The sequence below is a fragment of the Streptomyces sp. NPDC021019 genome, assembly GCF_044333295.1.
Taxonomy (GTDB): domain Bacteria; phylum Actinomycetota; class Actinomycetes; order Streptomycetales; family Streptomycetaceae; genus Streptomyces.
Genome location: NZ_JBIRQR010000003.1, coordinates 471,803 through 488,558, shown reverse-complemented (window position 1 = coordinate 488,558; position 16,756 = coordinate 471,803). Strand labels below are relative to the sequence as shown.

The following is a 16,756-nucleotide window of genomic DNA, read 5'->3' as shown; positions in this document are numbered from 1 at the left end:
TGGTGGAGCGTCGGGAGGTGGTGGCGGTCACTCCGGCCGGGAGGCCCGTGCCGGTCGGCGGCGCCAGGGATGTGCGAGGGCGGTGAGGATCTCGCCGGTGCCGGGGAAGGTCGTCGGGTCGTGCAGGCCCACGGCGGCGGGCTCGCGGCCGGGGTACCAGGTGAAGCTGCCGAAGAGGTGGTCCCAGCACGACAGGTCGGAGCCGTAGTGGCCTGCTTCGGACAGATCGGTGCTGTGGTGCAGACGGTGCTGCTCGGGACTGGCCAGCAGATGGTTGAGCCGTCCGATGCGGACATCGATGTTGGCGTGGACGAAGTACCCCTGGGCGGCCACGAAGAGTCCGACCACCAGCACGGCGGGGCGGGAGAAGCCCGTGAACGCCAGAGTCAGCTGGACGAGGGCCTGCGCCAGGACGATGTCCAGCACGTGGTTGACGCCGTTGTTCGCGACATTGACCTTCTCCGGCACGTGATGCACTCCGTGCAGCCGCCAGAGCAGGGCGTTCCGGTGGCCCAGCCGGTGCACCGCATAGCTGACGAGAGACCCGGCGAGGAGCGCGCCCGGGATCTCGACCCCGAGATGGCGGGCTGATTCCGCCGGCGAGATCAGGCCGACGGCCAGCGCGACCAGGAGTTGCGCCAGCCCACTTCCGGCCATGGTCAGCAAGAAGTAGATGCCGTACCAACACCATTCGGCCTTTCTGGGGTGCCAGTTCCGGTCATAAGGAATCAGTCGTTCCAGGAGAGCGAGATAGGCGATGACCCCGACCAGGAAAAGTGAACTGACCCAGGCCGGATCCCACTCCAGCAGCGATGCGGCCACCCCCACGGATACGACCGCGAGGAGGAGAGCCGGGTACGCAGTTACACGAAGAAGCCGAGCAGGGTAATTACTGGCCCACCCCTTCCGGTCGTCCGAATATCCGGCCGAATAGATTCCGCCATCGGCGGATTGCTCGCGCTCGTCCATCCGTGACCCTCCACAAGTGACAGTGATGGGGAGAGAGACCTTCGCATCGCATCAGAGCAGGCCAGAGCACTCCTAGGTCGTGACAGGAAACCCCGGACGGCGGCCACGGCCCCCGCACTGGCGACTTTCGGACACCCGACCTCCATGAAATCCGGCCGTGGCATGAACCGATGCCCCCGACCCCATCAGCCCAGATCATCTATTTCCCGTTCCCCCCGCTTTAATCGCGCCCGGCGCGGAGAAATCATCCGGCGCATTTGTTCGCGACGGGAATACGAGAAGGTTCGCGCGATCGAGGCGAGTTCATTTGTGCGAACCATTCTTTCGTAGGATCATCGCGGCGCTTGAGGACGGCGTATTCCGATGCGCCGGGAGATGCTGCCCCAAGCTCCGGCGCATTTCGCAGAGGGAGCAGTGCGCCCGCGCGAAAAGCAGCTCCCCGAAAGCGCCCCCGAAGCAATACCTCGGAGCGGAGATCCGCCGGAGGGCCCCCGCTCCTTCCACCGGAGGACACCGCCCTGCGATGATCACAGCGAGATCCGGCAGCACATCAGCGAACGAATCGAGGAGCCCCCCTTGTCGTACGACGTCGGCGCGGTGCGCGCACAGTTCCCCGCCCTGCGGTCCGGTACGGCGCACTTCGACGGGCCTGGCGGCACCCAGACCCCGGCCTCCGTCATCGCCGCGATCGGCGAGGCGATGAGTAGGCCCCTGTCGATCCGGGGCGCCGCGCTCCCCGGGGAGGTGAACGCGGAGGAGATCGTCCGCGGGTTCCGGCAGGCGATGGCGGACCTGCTGGGCGCGGACCCGGGCGGGATCGTGTTCGGCCGCAGCGCCACCCAGCTCACGTACGACTTCTCGCGCACCCTGTCCAGGGGCTGGGGCCCGGGGGACGAGGTGGTGGTCAGTCGGCTGGACCACGATGCCAACATCCGCCCATGGGTGCACGCGGCCGAACGGGTGGGGGCGGTGGTGCGCTGGGCCGACTTCGATCCGTCGACCGGCGAGCTCACCCCCGAGGCGGTCGGCGCGCAGATCACCGGGCGGACCCGACTGGTCGCGGTGACCGGCGCCTCCAACCTCATCGGCACCCGGCCCGACATCCCGGCCATCGCCGAACTGGTCCACCGGGCCGGCGCGTTGCTGTACGTGGACGGGGTCCATCTGACGGCCCACCACACGGTGGATGTGGAGCGGCTCGGGGCGGACTTCTTCGTCTGCTCCCCGTACAAGTTCTTCGGGCCCCATCACGGGGTGCTCGCCGCCCGTCCCGAACTGCTCGGCACTCTCCGCCCGGACAAGCTGGCGCCGTCCACCGACGCCGTGCCGGAACGCTTCGAACTCGGCACCCTTCCCTACGAGTCGATGGCGGGGACCCGCGCGGCGGTGGACTTCCTCGCGGGCCTGGGCGCCGTCGAGAACGCGGCGGGCGGGCGGCGGGCGCGGCTGCTGTCGGCGTACGCGGCGATCGACGCCCACGAGACGGCACTGCGCGAGAGCATCGAGAAGGCGGTGCGCGAACTGGGCGGCGTGACGGTCCACTCCCGTGCCGCCGAACGCACCCCCACCCTGCTGCTCACCTTCGACGGCCGGGACGCGGCGGACGCCTACCGTTCCCTCGCCCGTTCCGGGGTGCACGCGCCCGCCGGTTCCTTCTACGCCCTGGAGGCCTCCCGCCACCTGGGGCTCGGCGACAGCGGCGGCCTGCGCGTCGGGCTCTGCGCGTACAACGACGCGGACGACGCGGAGCGCCTCCTGACGGGCCTGGCGGACTGGCTGCGGTGACGGCGGCGACCGCGGTGACGGCGGCCTCCGTCACCGCGCACCAAGTGCGGCAAGTGCGTCCACCGCGTCGGCGAGCCCGGACGGGTGCCGGGTTCCCGGCGGCTGCCGCCCGGCCCAGCCGGGCCCGGCGGTGAAGACGACGGGCCGCCTGCGCGCGCCCCGTACGCCCCACTCGATCGCCGTCACCCGGGCCGCGAGCGAGCGGCTGGCCGTGCCGTGCGACTGAGCCCAGAGCACCACCGCGTCGGGTCCGGTGCGCCGGACCGCCTCCTCCAGCGCCTCGACGGGTAGCGCGGCGCCGAACATACGGACCGGCCGTCCGCGCCGGTTGAGCGTGGCGGCGAGTGCCTCCAGGGCCAGCGTGTGGGTCTCACCGGGTACGCAGGCCAGCAGGGCGAGGCCCGCACCGGGGGCGGGGGGCCCAGCGGCACGGACACCGCGCAACGCTCCGGAGACGTGCCAGGACAGCAGGTGCTCGACCTCGATGTACCGCTCCCCCGCCGTCTCCCACTTACGGCCCACCGCGCGCAGCGCCGGCACCATCACCTCGTCCCAGGCGGCCGGCAGCCCGTAGCGGTCGAGGACCTCCGTGAGCAGCTCCTCCATGGCCGGCGCGTCCAGCCGGAGCGCCGCCCGGGCCAGGCCTCGGCAGTCCCGGCGGGCGCTGCGGAGCGGAAGTGCCCCGGGGGCCCTGCGTGGGTGCCCGCGTCGTGGCGCGGCCGTGGCGTGGGGGCCCCTGGCCAGGACGGCACGAGCGGCCTCGGCCGGCGGCAGGCCCGCGCTCGTCAGGCGGCACATGTGGCGCAGAGCGGCGATGTCGGTCCCGGTCCAGCGACGGTGCCGACCGTCCTCCCGTGCGGCCGGACCGATGCCGTAGCGGCGGTCCCACGAGCGCAGCGTCGTCGGCGCGACCCCGAGAAGGCGAGCCACCGCCCCCGTGGTCAGCCCTCCGTCGGCCGGCGCCCGCGGGAGCCGACCACCGGCGCGGTGGTCCGCCGGGCCCATCGCCGAGTCCGCCACGAGGTCCATAGCAGGGTCCATAAATTCCACGATACGACGCAAAAACGGTACATGTTGCCCCATCTGTCACCGCGCGGTTCGCTGGAGGCACCGGGGTTCTGTGCGATGCCCCCCGCCACAACGCCCCGCTTCGACTCTCAGCGGGATGGACAGGAGACGGCCATGAAACCGAGCGACGAACTCCCCGTCGATCACCGGCTGGCGAAGGTGTACCGGATCGGCGCGGGCCTCTGCGGGGCCATCCTGCTGACCTTCGGCATCCTCGGCTTCACGAGTCAACTGGGGTTCTTCGACACCAGCGGCGATCACATCGCCGGACTGTCGACCAACGGCCTGCTGAGCCTGATCTCGGTGGTCGTCGGCGGGCTGTTGATCGCCGGGGCCGCGGTGGGCGGAAACGTCGCGTCCACCCTGAACATGACGATCGGCGCGCTCTTCCTGCTGAGCGGTTTCGGCCATCTCTTCATCCTGGACCGGGCCGCGAACATCCTGGACTTCGGGATGTCGAACGTCATCTTCAGCTTCGTGATGGGGCTGCTGATCCTCACGTTCGGCATGTACGGACGGGTGACGGGCGGCCTGCCGCACGACAATCCGTACTGGCTCCGCCGCCACCCGGAGCAGGCGGACCGCGAGGCCGCCGCCGCCCGCAGGAGTGCGGCGGCGGGCGGGCAGCTCGGACGGGGAGGCGCTCAGACCTTGCGGTAGCGGGCGTTGACCCAGGAGAAGACGCCGAAGGCGACCAGTCCGAGGGCGATGACCACCAGGAGCCACGGGCCGACGGGGGTCTCGGTGAAGGAGCGCAGGGTGTCGTCCATGCCCTTGGACTCGTCCGGCTGGTGCTTGATCGCGGCGGCCACCGCGAATCCGCCCGCCGTGGCGAACACGACGCCGCGCGCCGTGCCGCCGAAGACTCCGGTGAAGTCGACCGCCCGGCGGACCCGCTTGGACATCTCGGACATCTTCAGGTGCTTGTGGTACTTCCGCAGGAGCGCGCGGACGGCGATCCAGAGACCGGCGCAGGCCACGCCCACACCAGCGATCCCGACGATCCACTGGCCTCCGGGCCAGCCGAGCGCCTTGGCGGTGATGTCCTTCGACTGCTGGTCCGACGATCCGCCCCCGCTGCCCGAGTCACCGGCGGCGAAGGACAGGACGGAGTAGGCGACGAATCCGTAGAAGACGGCACGGCCGGCCGCCATGGCCCGCTTGGTGGGCTTCCGGCCGTCGGAACCGGCGCCGCCGAACAGGGCCTCCGAAAGCCGCCAGAGGGCCATTCCCACCAGGGCGATGCCCAGCACCCACAGCAGGATCTTCCCGAAGGGCTTCTCTGCTATCTCGCCGATCGCGCCGCCCCGGTCGGCCTGTTTTCCACCGCCTCCGGAGAGCGCGATCTGCAGGGCGAGGGCGCCCACCAGAACGTAGATCACCCCACGGGCCACGAAGCCCGCGCGGGCGCCGGCCTCCATCGCGGTGCTGTTCGCGGCTCTCTTGGCCTGGCCGCGTCCCTGCGCTGCTACTGAACGGGTATTCATGAATCCCCGTTGCCCCGGACCGGCGGATCAATGTCATGACCGCGCTGGAAGGTGATTTTCGACGCAGAAACGACGCGGCGGGCGGTAGGGGCGGATGTGCGTCAGCGTGGGAGAGAAGCAGAAGACCCACCCCCGCTCGCCGGAGGAGACATCATGACGATCACCCGCCTGCAGCGCACCGCGGCCGCGGCCTCGGCACTGGCCTTCCCCGCCTCTCTGGCGTTCTTCGCCCCGCAGGCCCAGGCCGAGGCGCCCGCCGAACCGTACGGCCCCGCCTGCTCCTCCGTTCCGAAGGAGGGCGCGGGCAGCCTGGAGGGCATGGCGAAGGACCCGGTCGCCACCGCCGCGTCCAACAACCCCGAACTCTCCACCCTCGTCAGCGCGGTGAAGAAGGCAGGCCTGGTCGACACGCTCAACAACGCGAAGGACATCACGGTGTTCGCGCCGACCAACGCCGCCTTCGAGAAGATCCCACAGGCCGATCTGGAGGCGCTCCTCAACGACAAGGCCGAGCTCACCAAGGTGTTGACGTACCACGTGGTGGGCGAGAGGGTCACGACCCAGCAGATGGAGGACGGCACCTTCAAGACGCTGGAGGGCAGCGACCTCACGACGAAGGGCTCGGGCGCCGAGTTCACGGTGAACGACTCCTCGAAGATCGTCTGCGGCAACGTGCCGACGGCCAACGCCACGGTCAACCTGGTCGACACCGTGCTCATGCCGCCGTCCTAGAGACGGTTGCGCCACCTCCGCGCGCCTGTTCTATACGCTGAGGGCGTGACCAGCGCCGACGACCGACCGACCCGCAGCGGCTCCCCGGAACCCGGGGCGCCGCTCGCGGACCTCCAGGCGTTCGCGGTGGAGCTCCGCCGGATGAACGGCGAGATCAACCGGATGACTCATGGTTTCGCGGCGAACCAGCAACTGCATCCGACGGACGTGAGTGCGCTCGCGGCCATCCTCGACGCCCCGTCGCCCCTCACCCCGGGGGCGCTGCGTGAGCATCTGGGTCTCACCTCCGGCGCGGTGACCGCCTGCCTGGACCGGCTGGAGCGGGCCGGTCACGTCCGCCGGGCCCGGGAGAGCACCGACCGCCGGGTCGTGCACGTGTACTACGAGGCGAGCGCCCGGACGGCGGCCCGCGACTACTTCATGCCGCTCGCCGAGGCCACGGCACGAGCGAGGGCGCGCTTCAGCGAGACGGAGCTGGCGACCGTTCTGCGCTTCCTCACCGCCATGAACGAGGAACTGGGCGAGGTTCCCCCGGCGCGTCGCTGAGCTTTCCCGCCCGGGCCGGGGCATCCACTGGACGACGTGGGGCACATGGCAGGCCGGGGCGGCCGTCGAACCCACCCCCTGCGGCTTTCCGCACGAGCAGTCCCGTAATGTATTTCAACGATTGAGATTGTTCACTACTGAGATATCTCCACCCCCGGGAGAGACATGTCCACCCCTGCACGCTCCGCACGGTCGATCCGCTGGCTCGTCCCCGTCGTGCTGCTGATCGCGTGGCTCGGCGTCGGCGGCGGGCTCGGCCCGTACGCCGGGAAGCTCGGCGAGGTCGCCACCAACGACCAGGCCGCCTTCCTGCCCCAGAACGCGGAGTCCACCCAAGTCATCGACGCGCAGAAGGCGTTCCAGCAGAACGAGACCCTGCCGGTCATCGTCGTCTGGACCTCGGCGGATCAGGACGCACCGCTGGGCGAGGAGCAGCGGGAGGCCGCCACCGACGCGCTCGCCCCGCTCGCCGGGAGCGACGGCGTCGTCGGAGCACCCTCCCCCGCGCTGCCCTCGAAGGACGGCCTCGCGCTCCAGGGCATCGTGCAGTTGAGCCCCGGCCTCGGGGACGAACTGCCCACGGTGCTGGAGAGGATCGAGGAGGCCGGCTCGTCGGTGCCCGGCACGACGGTCCGACTGGCGGGGCCGGCCGCCAGCCAGGCGGACCTGTCCGACGCCTTCGCGGGCATCGACGGACTGCTGCTCGGGGTCGCCCTGATCACGGTGCTCGTCATCCTGCTGCTGGTCTACCGCAGTGTGCTGCTGCCCTTCGTCATCATCCTCGGCGCCGTGTTCGCTCTGGCCCTGTCCTGCGCGATCGTCTACGTCCTCGCCGACCACGACATCGTGCGCGTGGACGGTCAGGTGCAGGGCATCCTGTCGATCCTGGTGATCGGCGCTGCGACGGACTACGCACTGCTGCTCACCGCCCGGTTCCGGGAGGAACTCGCTGTCCACGGCGACCGGTTCGCCGCGATGCGCGTCGCGCTGCGCGAGTCCTTCGGCCCGATCACGGCCAGCGCCGCCACGGTGGCCGCGGGGCTGCTCGCCCTGCTGCTCAGCGACCTCACCAACAACCGGGCCCTCGGACCGGTGGGCGCGATCGGCATCGTCTGCTCGGTCCTGAGCGCCCTCACCTTCCTGCCGGCCGCCCTGGTGCTGCTCGGCCGGAAGGCCTACTGGCCGGCGAAGCCCAGGCCCGCCGACGACAAGGTGCCCGGCGGCCACGGCATCTGGCACAAGGTCGCGGCCCTCGTCGACCGGGCGCCCCGCAAGGTGTGGGCGATCACGCTGGCGGCCCTGATCGCCTGTGCCGCGTTCGCCCCCACGCTCACCTCCAAGGGGGTTCCGCTCGACGAAATCTTCGTCAACGACGCCCCGTCCGTGGCCGCCCAGGAGACGCTGAGCGAGCACTTCCCCGGCGGTTCGGGCAATCCGGCGGTGATCATCGCCGCGGCGGACCGCCTGCCCGAGGTCACCGAGGCCGCCGAACGCACCGAAGGAGTGGCCTCGGTCGCACCGGTGAGCGCGGGCGGGCGGCCGGGCGGCGAACCCCTCGTCGTCGACGGCAGGGTCCGCGTCGACGCGACCCTCAAGGACGCGGCCGACAGCGACGCAGCCAAGGAGACGGTGGCCGCGCTGCGCACCGCGGTCCACGCCGTGCCCGGTTCGGACGCCCTGGTCGGCGGCTACACCGCGCAGCAGTACGACACCCAGCGGACGGCGGAGGACGACCGCACGCTGATCGTGCCGGTGGTGCTGGTGATCATCCTGGTGATCCTGGTCTTCCTGCTGCGGTCGCTGCTGATGCCGGTGCTGCTGGTGGCGACCGTGGCGCTGAACTTCCTCGCCACCCTCGGCATCTCCGCACTGGTCTTCACCCATGTGTTCGGCTTCAGCGGCACGGACTCGTCGGTGCCGCTGTACGGGTTCGTGTTCCTGGTCGCCCTGGGCGTCGACTACAACATCTTCCTGATGTCCCGGGTCCGGGAGGAGTCACTCCGGCACGGCACCAGGGAGGGCATCCTGCGCGGGCTCACCACGACCGGCGGGGTCATCACGTCGGCGGGCGTCGTCCTGGCGGCCACCTTCGCCGCGCTGGGCGTGATCCCGCTGGCGTTCCTGCTCCAGATCGCGTTCATCGTGGCGTTCGGCGTCCTGCTGGACACGCTGGTCGTCCGGTCGCTCCTCGTCCCGGCGCTGGTACGGGACATCGGCCCGAAGGCGTGGTGGCCGGGGGCCCTGAGCCGGGAGGGGGCGGACGGTCAGCGCGGCACGGTCGCGGAGGCCGGGTCCGGGTCCGGGTCCCGGTAGGCGGCCAGGGCCCAGATGACGAAGATGTCCAGGCCGATGACGATCACCGACCAGAGGGGCGCGTACGGCAGGAAGAGGAAGTGCGCGAAGAGGTTGAGGGCGGCGACGAGGATGCCGGCCACCCGCGCCCAGCCCGCCCCCTTGAGCAGCGCGGCCCCGGTGACGGCCACGCAGACGCCGAGCACCAGGTGGATCCAGCCCCAGCCGGCGAGGCCGATCCGGTAGAGGTACGCGCCGACATCGCCGTAGACGTCCCCGTCGGCGAGGGCCGCGATGCCCTCCAGGGCCGCCACGGCGCCCTGGCAGAGCATCAGGATCCCGGCGAAGAGCGCCCCGCCGGTCACCCAGAGGCTGTCCGGATCGGGGGCCGGTGCGGGGCCGGCCGGGCCGTCGGCGCGCCGCCACGGCGCGTCCCCCTGACCGGGCGCGCTCCGGGGGCCCTGCGCGAAGCCACCAGGTGGCGTCGGGGCGCCCGGACCGGACGGGTCGGCGGCCCGGGAGGGGTCCTCGTCCATCAGGACTCCTCCTGAGGCCGGTCGGACCGCGCCTTCGTGCGCTTGCCGACCACCGCGGCGGCGGCGACCGCACTGCCCGCGAAGGCCAGCGCGACCATCCAGGCGCGGTCGAAGACATGGCAGGTGGCATGGTCCACGGAGTAGCGCCCGGGACCGGTCAGCCCGATGGCCGCCGCGGTGAAGCCGAGGAACGCCGGGTACTCGTAGCCGCCGCCCTGGGCGAAGAAGCCCGCGGGAGCGTGCACGGCCACCGCGCCGGCCATCGCCCCGGCGGCAGCCGCGCCCGCCGCCGGGGTGGCGAGGCCCAGAGCGAGCAGGACGCCGCCGCCCGCCTCGCCGAGCCCGGCGGCCACGGCGCTGTGCTTGGGCGGATGGAACCCCATCGCCTCCATCGCGGCCGTGGTGCCCTGGATGCCACCGCCGCCGAACCAGCCCGCCAGCTTCTGGCTGCCGTGGGCGGCGAGCACCGCGCCGGTGCCGACGCGCAGGGCGAGCAGACCGAGATCACGCCGGTTGACGCAGACCATGAGGACTCCCGGGGTGGGGGGGTGGGGTACGGATCCCACTCTCGTCGGCGGGTGGCGGGCGGGCGCGGCCGGGTACGCCGTCCGTGGCACGGGCCCGCCGCCCCAGGGGCGGGGTGCGACGCAGATCATTGTGCAACTTGTTGCATAAGGGCTGGACGGTGGTCTACAACTGACCCGACGACCCTGTGCGGAGGAGACCTCGTGACCCTGTACCCGAACCTGCTGAGCCCTCTCGACCTCGGGTTCACCACCCTGCCCAACCGGGTGCTCATGGGATCGATGCACATCGGTCTGGAGGAGGCCGAGCGCGGTTTCGAGCGGATGGCCGCGTTCTACGCGGAGCGCGCCCGGGGCGGCGTCGGCCTCATGGTCACCGGCGGCATCGCCCCCAGCGAACGGGGCTGCTCCTTCCCCGGCGGGGCCAAGATGACGACGGAGGCGGAGGCGGAGCAGCACCGGGAGATCACCTCGGCGGTGCACGCGGCGGGCGGCCGGATCGCGATGCAGATCCTGCACTTCGGGCGGTACGCGCACCACCCCGACCTGGTGGCGCCGAGCGCCCTCAAGGCCCCCATCAGCGGATTCACCCCGAACGCGCTCACCGATGACCAGGTCGAGGAGACCATCGAGGAGTTCGTGCGCGCGGCCGGCCTCGCCCGCCTCGCGGGTTACGACGGCGTCGAGATCATGGGCTCCGAGGGCTATCTGATCAACGAGTTCATCGTCTCCGCGACCAATCACCGCACCGACCGCTGGGGCGGCGGTTACGAGAACCGCATGCGCCTGCCCATCGAGATCGTGCGCCGGGTCCGCGAGCGGGTCGGCGACGACTTCATCCTGATCTACCGGCTCTCCATGCTGGACCTGGTACCGGGCGGCTCGACGCTCGAGGAGGTCGTGACGCTCGCGAAGGAGATCGAGGCGGCGGGCGCCACGATCATCAACACCGGCATCGGCTGGCACGAGGCGCGGATCCCGACCATCGCCACCTCCGTGCCGCGCGGCGCGTTCAGCTGGGTGACCGAGAAGGTGCGCGGCGCGGTCTCCGTACCGCTGGTGACGAGCAACCGCATCAACACCCCCGAGGTCGCCGAGGAGATCCTCGCCTCCGGCCGGGCCGACATGGTCTCCATGGCCCGCCCCTTCCTGGCCGACCCGGAGTTCGTCGCGAAGGCGGCGGCGGGCCGGGCGGACGCCATCAACACCTGCATCGGCTGCAACCAGGCCTGCCTCGACCACATCTTCAGCCTCAAGATCACCTCCTGTCTGGTCAATCCGCGCGCCTGCCACGAGACCGAGCTGGTCCTGAGCCCGACCCGGACCCGTAAACGCGTCGCCGTGGTCGGCGCCGGTCCGGCGGGCCTCGCGTGCTCCGTCACGGCGGCCGAGCGGGGGCACGCGGTGACCCTGTTCGACACGGCGGACGAGATCGGCGGGCAGCTGAACGTGGCGCGCCGGGTACCGGGCAAGGAGGAGTTCGACGAGACGCTGCGCTACTTCCGTACGCGGCTGGCCGAGCTGGACGTCGAGGTTCGCCTGTCCACCCGGGCCGACACCGGGACCCTGGACGGCTACGACGAGATCGTGCTCGCCACCGGCGTCGAGCCGCGTACCCCGGCGATCCCCGGCACGGACCACCCGAACGTCGTCAGCTATCTGGACGTGCTGCGCGACGGTGCGCCGGTCGGCGAACGCGTCGCGATCGTCGGCGCGGGCGGCATCGGCTTCGACGTCGCGGAGTTCCTGACCGACGGCGGCGACGCGGCGAGCCTGGACGCGGACGCGTTCTTCCGGCAGTGGGGCGTCGACACCGCCTACGCGGAGCGCGGCGGGCTGCGCGCTCCCGAGCGTCCCGAGTCGCCACGCACGGTCCACCTGGTCCAGCGCCGGACGACCAAGGTCGGCGCGGGGCTCGGCAAGACGACCGGCTGGATCCACCGCACCGAACTGCGCCACCGGGGCGTCGAGATGATCGCCGGCGCCTCCTACGACCTCATCGACGACGAGGGCCTCCACCTCACCGTCGACGGTGAGCGGCGGGTACTGCCGGTCGACACGGTCGTGCTCTGCGCGGGCCAGGAGCCGCGCCGCGAGCTGTACGAGAAGCTGCGCGCGGGGGCCGCCCCGGTCCATCTGATCGGCGGCGCGGACGTGGCGGCCGAGCTGGACGCGAAGCGGGCCATCCGCCAGGGCACGGAGCTCGCCGCCGCGCTGTGAGCACCGGGGGCCCGAGCGCCGGCGAAGGGCCGCGCCCCGGTCTCCGTACGTCCTTAGGATGCACCCCATGTCACTGCCGCACGCGATTCTCACCGCACTGCTGGAGAAGCCGTCCTCGGGTCTGGAACTGACCCGCAGGTTCGACCGTTCGATCGGCTACTTCTGGTCCTCGACGCACCAGCAGATCTACCGCGAGCTGGGAAAACTGGAGCAGGCCGGGCGGATCAGGGCGCTGCCCGCGGCGATGCCGGCCCGGGGGCAGAAGAAGGAGTACGAGGTCCTGCCCGCGGGCCGCGAGGAACTGGCGGCCTGGGTGGCCCTCTCCGAGGACCCCCGGCCGGTCCGCGACCCTCTCCTGCTGCGGATGCGAGCGGCGGCGGTGGTCGGCGCGGAGGGAATGGACGCGGAGTTGCGCCGCCATCTCGCCCTGCACGAGAGCCAGTTGGCGGAGTACCGGGAGATCGAGGAGCGGAACTTCACCCCCACGCCGACGGCCTACGAGGATCGGCTGCGGTATCTGGTGCTACGGGGCGGCATCGACCTGGAGACGTTCTGGATCAGCTGGCTGACCCGCGCCATCGCCGACCTGGACGGCTGAGCGATCGGACCGGCGGGATCCAGCGGCCCGCCGGCCTCTTTCGCTCCGCCGCCGGTCAGCCGCCCGCGCGCGCGGGGACGGGCTCCGGCACACCCGCCGACGGTGGGGTGTCCGCGCGCCGGGGGCTGCCGATGACGACCCTGGAGGGCACCCGGCTCCCCGGGACGGCGGCCTCGGGCGGGGCGGCCGGGTCCGTGTTCCGCGCCTGGGTCCGACTGAGGAGGACCACCCCGCGCACGGCCGCCGCGGTGCCGAGGAGCGCGAACACCAGGCTGACCGGCCCGCCCTGGAGGCGCTCGCCGAGCAGGGCCAGGCCGATCGCGGCGGCGGCGACCGGGTTGGCGAGGGTGACCACGGCGAGCGGGGCGCCGAGCCCGCCCCGGTACGCGGTCTGGGAGAGCAGCAGGCCGCCCATCGCGAAGGCGGAGACGAGCAGCGCCACCGTCAGCAGCCGCCAACTGAACAGCGGACCGCCGGAGTGGTCGGTGACCGCGACCGTGAGGGTCTGGGTGAGCGCGGAGGCGACCCCGGAGGTGATCCCGGAGGCCGCCGCGTGCCGCAGCCCCGGGCGGGCCCCGGGCCGGCCGAGTCCGGCGACCACCGCCATGGTCGCCGCGCCGACGCCCAGCGCCTCGGGAAGGCTGAGGGTCTCGTGCGGCGCGGAGCCGCCCGCGGTCAGGAGCAGCGCGCCGAGGCCGAGCAGGGTCAGGGCCGTACCCCGCCACTCGATACGGCCGACCCGACGCCCGGCGGCGCGCGCCCCGAGCGGGACGGCGACGACGAGGGTGAGCGCGCCCAGCGGCTGGACCAGGGTGAGCGGGCCGAAGTTGAGCGCGGCGACGTGCAGCAGCGCGCCCAAGGCGTTGAGGCCGACCGCCGACCACCAGGCGCCCCGGCCCAGCAGCCGCAGGACGCCGGTGGACGGGTCGGTGCGGCCGGCGAGCCGGGACTGCGCCACGGCGGCGGCCGCGTAGGCGCCGGCCGAGACCAGGGAGAGCGCTACGGCGAGCAGCGTGGCGTTCATCGCACCGCTCCGACCCGGGCGGGCGCCTGCGCTCCGGCATCCGCGCCGGTCGCGGGCCCGGCGGGTCCGGAGGACGGCGGCGGAGCTGCCGCCGCGACGGCCTTGGGCGCGGTGGTGGGCCCGGCAGACCTCGCCGGGACGGCCGACGCGAAGGCGCCGGCCCCCGCGCCGCCCGCGTACACCGGCAGGGGAGACCCTTCAGCCCTGCCCCAGGGGGCCGGCCGGGGCAGCCGCGCTGGGGCGGTCCGGGCGGACAGCGGCAGCCGGAAGACGGCGAGGGCGACGGCGAGCATCGCCCCGACGACGATCGCGTCGAGCCAGTAGTGGTTGGCCGTGCCCACGACGACGAGCAGCGTCAGCGCCGGGTGCAGCAGCCACAGCGGGCGCCACCGGGAACGGGTGGCGCCGATCAGGCCGACGGCGACCATCAGCGCCCAGCCGACGTGCAGCGAGGGCATCGCGGCGAACTGGTTCGCCATCGTGTCGGTCGCGGGCGTCTGTCCGTACACCGTCGGCCCGTAGACCTGGCCGGTGTCGACGAGCCCGGCGACCGGCAGCATCCGGGGCGGGGCGAGCGGGAACAGCAGGTGCAGGACCAGGGCGGCGGCGGTGAGCGCGGCGAGAACGCGGCGCGACCGCACGTAGTGGCGGGGGCGGCGCCAGTAGAGCCAGACCAGGAAGAGGGCCGTGGCCGGGAAGTGCACGGCGGCGTAGTAGGTGTTCGCCGCGTGGATCAGGGACTGGCTGTGCAGCAGCAGCCCCTGGACCGCCCCCTCGCCGGGGAGGTGCAGGGCACGTTCGAGGTCCCATACGTTCCCCGCGTTGCGGAACGCCTCCTCGACATGACCGTTGGCGGCCCGGCGGCCGAACTTGTAGGCCAGGAAGAGTCCGGCCACGAGGAGGAACTCGCGGACGAGGGGCGGTCGGGCACGTATGTCCGGCTCCTGGTCCGTGGGCTCGGTGCGGGCGTAGGTCACCCGGTGCCCCCTTGGATGCGAAGCGGTGTCAGGACGGCCCGGTGAGTTCCACGCCGTATCGATACGCCAGTGTACCGATACGTCGACGTATCGGTACACGCGCGTATCGGTACACGCGCGTATCGGTACACGCGCGTATCGGTACACGCGCGTATCGGTACACTGGCGTATCGAGAACCTCACCGCACCGCCGCAGGAGGTACAGCCCATGCCGTCGCCCGATTCCGCACAGGAGTCAGCCCTCACGTCCCGCCGCTCGAAGATCACGCCGGAGCGGGCGCAGGAGCTCTACGGGGCGGTGCTGGAGTTGTTGCGGGAGAGCGGTTACGAGTCGCTGACGATGGAGGGCGTCGCCTCGCGCACACGGTGCGGGAAGTCGACGCTGTACCGGCAGTGGGGCTCCAAGCCGGAGCTGGTCGTGGCCGCACTGCACGGCACCCGGCGGATGCGGCTTCCGAACATCGACACCGGGACGCTGGCCGGGGACCTGCTGGAGGCCGCGCGGACGATCGGCGAGGCCTCGGGAAGCGACACTCCGCTGATGCACGCCCTCAGCCATGCGGCGCTGCAGAGCCCCGAGCTGCTGTGCGCGCTGCGCGAGGCGCTGATCCTGCCGGAGATCGCCGCGATCGACGCGATGGTCAGGCGGGGCCGGGAGCGCGGCGAGATCGCGGCGGACCTTCCGGGGGCCGAGTTCGTCGCGGCCCAGCTGCTCGGCGTGATGCGCGCCCGGCCGCTGCTGGAGGGGCGTTACGCGGACGCGGCGTATCTGACCCGGTTCGTGGAGATGGCGATCCTCCCGGGCCTCGGACTCGCGGCGGGAGCGCCGGAGTCCTGACAGACGTGGGCCGCCCGCCCCAGCGGATGGGAGGCGGTCCACCCGCGCCGCACCGTGGGGACGGGGGCGGCGTACCGCCCGGGCGGCCGGTGACCTCTACGGAGGCCACCGGCCGCCCGGGTGTCCGCACCTCTTCGCGGGCCGTCCCGATTTCCCGGTCCTTCCACCCTCTGGATAACCTAACAAGCGCTTGGTAGATTCCGGTAGGAGTGGTCGCCGGGAACGGCGTTCGGCGGGCCCCCGAACGGGGGGGCGCTCGGCGACCCCCCGGAAGGCGGGACTCCGGACGGCCGCACCCCGGAGGGCGGGTCCCGGAGCCAGGCATGGAGGCGGATCATGGACCAGCCCCACGCGATGGACTTCACGGGGCGTGCGGTGCTGGTCACCGGCGGCACCAGGGGCCTGGGGGCCGCGCTGGCGAAGGCCTTCCTCGCGAGCGGCGCGGACGTCATGGTCTGCGGTCGCGGCACGCCGGCCGCCCTGCCGTCGGCGGGCGGGCGCGAGGCCTCGTTCCGGGCCGCGGACCTGCGGGACCCCTCGGCGGCCGCGGATCTCGTCACCGCGACCGCCGAGCGGTTCGGCCGCCTGGACGTGCTCGTGAACAACGCCGGCGGCTCCCCGGACGCCGACGCGGCGACCGTATCGCCGCGCTTCGTCGAGAAAGTGGTGGCGCTCAACCTCCTCGCCCCCTTCTACACGGCCCAGGCGGCGAACCTCGTGATGCGGGAGCAGCCGGACGGCGGGTGCGTGGTCAACATCGGCAGCGTCTCCGCCCATGCCCCGCAGCCCGGCACCGCCGCCTACTCCGCCGCCAAGGCGGGCCTGCTGGGGCTGTCCCGGGCACTGGCCCTCGAATGGGCGCCGCGGGTCCGGGTCAACCACATCACCGCGGGCCCCATCCGCACCGGGAGCGCCACCGCGCCCTACGGCGACGACGACGGGGCCGCGATGGCGGACATCGTCCCGATGGGGCGGCTGGCGGGCCCGGACGACGTGGCGCGGGCCTGCCTCTGGCTGGCCTGCGACCTCTCCGCATACGTCAATGGCGCCGATCTCGCCGTGCACGGGGGCGGCGAGATCCCGAACAGATATGCGGCCCGCCGGACCAGTCCCCCCTTTTCGTCATCTTGACTCTATTCACGCCCCTCCCTTATCGTCGC

16 protein-coding genes are annotated in these 16,756 nt (G+C 72.3%); 9 read left to right on the top strand and 7 right to left on the bottom strand.

The features are described from left to right. Positions 1-27: 27 nt before the first annotated feature. The gene (locus ACH4RG_RS19655) at positions 28-969 is read right to left on the bottom strand and encodes a sterol desaturase family protein (RefSeq protein ID WP_398162715.1); all 942 of its coding nucleotides are present in this window, start codon (positions 967-969) and stop codon (positions 28-30) included. 576 nt (positions 970-1,545) lie between these two features. On the opposite strand from ACH4RG_RS19655, the gene ACH4RG_RS19650 reads away from it, so the two are divergent. Continuing rightward, positions 1,546-2,754, top strand: a complete 1,209-nt coding sequence (locus tag ACH4RG_RS19650) for a cysteine desulfurase-like protein (RefSeq protein ID WP_398539892.1) — start codon at positions 1,546-1,548, stop codon at positions 2,752-2,754. 30 nt (positions 2,755-2,784) lie between these two features. Here ACH4RG_RS19650 and ACH4RG_RS19645 read toward each other — a convergent pair whose 3' ends face one another. Beyond that, entirely contained in the window at positions 2,785-3,795 is a 1,011-nt protein-coding gene (locus ACH4RG_RS19645; protein WP_398539891.1) for a MerR family transcriptional regulator, read from the bottom strand. A 141-nt stretch (positions 3,796-3,936) separates the two neighbouring features. Here ACH4RG_RS19645 and ACH4RG_RS19640 point away from each other — a divergent pair, with 141 nt between their 5' ends. Further along, positions 3,937-4,482: a DUF4383 domain-containing protein gene (locus tag ACH4RG_RS19640; protein ID WP_397917643.1), complete on the top strand. Its 546-nt coding sequence runs from the start codon at positions 3,937-3,939 to the stop codon at positions 4,480-4,482. Here the strand turns inward: ACH4RG_RS19640 and ACH4RG_RS19635 are convergent. Further along, positions 4,467-5,309 carry a DUF1206 domain-containing protein gene (locus ACH4RG_RS19635; protein WP_397917642.1) on the bottom strand — a complete coding sequence of 281 codons (843 nt, stop codon included), beginning with the start codon at positions 5,307-5,309 and terminating at the stop codon, positions 4,467-4,469. The genes ACH4RG_RS19640 and ACH4RG_RS19635 overlap by 16 nt on opposite strands. Before the next feature lie 153 nt (positions 5,310-5,462). On the opposite strand from ACH4RG_RS19635, the gene ACH4RG_RS19630 reads away from it, so the two are divergent. The 3 genes from ACH4RG_RS19630 (at position 5,463) to ACH4RG_RS19620 (ending at position 8,900) form a co-directional block, all read left to right on the top strand. Beyond that, a complete protein-coding gene (locus ACH4RG_RS19630) occupies positions 5,463-6,041 on the top strand; it encodes a fasciclin domain-containing protein (RefSeq protein ID WP_398539890.1) in 579 nt (192 codons plus the stop codon). 45 nt (positions 6,042-6,086) lie between these two features. Then, positions 6,087-6,587 carry a MarR family winged helix-turn-helix transcriptional regulator gene (locus ACH4RG_RS19625; protein ID WP_397917640.1) on the top strand — a complete coding sequence of 167 codons (501 nt, stop codon included), beginning with the start codon at positions 6,087-6,089 and terminating at the stop codon, positions 6,585-6,587. Between the two features lie 165 nt (positions 6,588-6,752). Further along, the gene (locus ACH4RG_RS19620; RefSeq protein WP_398539889.1) at positions 6,753-8,900 is read left to right on the top strand and encodes an MMPL family transporter; all 2,148 of its coding nucleotides are present in this window, start codon (positions 6,753-6,755) and stop codon (positions 8,898-8,900) included. Here the strand turns inward: ACH4RG_RS19620 and ACH4RG_RS19615 are convergent. Both ACH4RG_RS19615 and ACH4RG_RS19610 read right to left on the bottom strand, forming a co-directional pair. Then, positions 8,852-9,415, bottom strand: coding sequence for a hypothetical protein (locus ACH4RG_RS19615; protein WP_398539888.1), 564 nt, complete (start codon positions 9,413-9,415; stop codon positions 8,852-8,854). The genes ACH4RG_RS19620 and ACH4RG_RS19615 overlap by 49 nt on opposite strands. Continuing rightward, positions 9,415-9,942 carry a DoxX family protein gene (locus ACH4RG_RS19610; protein WP_397917637.1) on the bottom strand — a complete coding sequence of 176 codons (528 nt, stop codon included), beginning with the start codon at positions 9,940-9,942 and terminating at the stop codon, positions 9,415-9,417. Before ACH4RG_RS19610 ends, ACH4RG_RS19615 begins: the two co-directional genes overlap by 1 nt. A gap of 201 nt (positions 9,943-10,143) precedes the next feature. Between ACH4RG_RS19610 and ACH4RG_RS19605 the strand changes: the two genes are divergently transcribed. Further along, complete coding sequence (locus ACH4RG_RS19605) at positions 10,144-12,159, top strand: FAD-dependent oxidoreductase (RefSeq protein ID WP_397917636.1); 2,016 nt, start codon at positions 10,144-10,146, stop codon at positions 12,157-12,159. Between the two features lie 67 nt (positions 12,160-12,226). Beyond that, positions 12,227-12,757 carry a PadR family transcriptional regulator gene (locus ACH4RG_RS19600; protein ID WP_397927190.1) on the top strand — a complete coding sequence of 177 codons (531 nt, stop codon included), beginning with the start codon at positions 12,227-12,229 and terminating at the stop codon, positions 12,755-12,757. Between the two features lie 55 nt (positions 12,758-12,812). On the opposite strand, the gene ACH4RG_RS19595 is transcribed toward ACH4RG_RS19600, so the two are convergent. Both ACH4RG_RS19595 and ACH4RG_RS19590 read right to left on the bottom strand, forming a co-directional pair. Next, the gene (locus tag ACH4RG_RS19595) at positions 12,813-13,781 is read right to left on the bottom strand and encodes a hypothetical protein (protein ID WP_398162721.1); all 969 of its coding nucleotides are present in this window, start codon (positions 13,779-13,781) and stop codon (positions 12,813-12,815) included. Beyond that, positions 13,778-14,758, bottom strand: coding sequence for a phosphatase PAP2 family protein (locus ACH4RG_RS19590; RefSeq protein ID WP_397917633.1), 981 nt, complete (start codon positions 14,756-14,758; stop codon positions 13,778-13,780). The genes ACH4RG_RS19595 and ACH4RG_RS19590 overlap by 4 nt, the downstream gene beginning before the upstream one ends. Positions 14,759-14,966: 208 nt before the next feature. Here ACH4RG_RS19590 and ACH4RG_RS19585 point away from each other — a divergent pair, with 208 nt between their 5' ends. Both ACH4RG_RS19585 and ACH4RG_RS19580 read left to right on the top strand, forming a co-directional pair. Then, positions 14,967-15,596 carry a TetR/AcrR family transcriptional regulator gene (locus ACH4RG_RS19585; RefSeq protein ID WP_397917632.1) on the top strand — a complete coding sequence of 210 codons (630 nt, stop codon included), beginning with the start codon at positions 14,967-14,969 and terminating at the stop codon, positions 15,594-15,596. 336 nt (positions 15,597-15,932) lie between these two features. Continuing rightward, positions 15,933-16,727: an SDR family oxidoreductase gene (locus ACH4RG_RS19580; protein WP_397927188.1), complete on the top strand. Its 795-nt coding sequence runs from the start codon at positions 15,933-15,935 to the stop codon at positions 16,725-16,727. Positions 16,728-16,756: the final 29 nt, after the last annotated feature.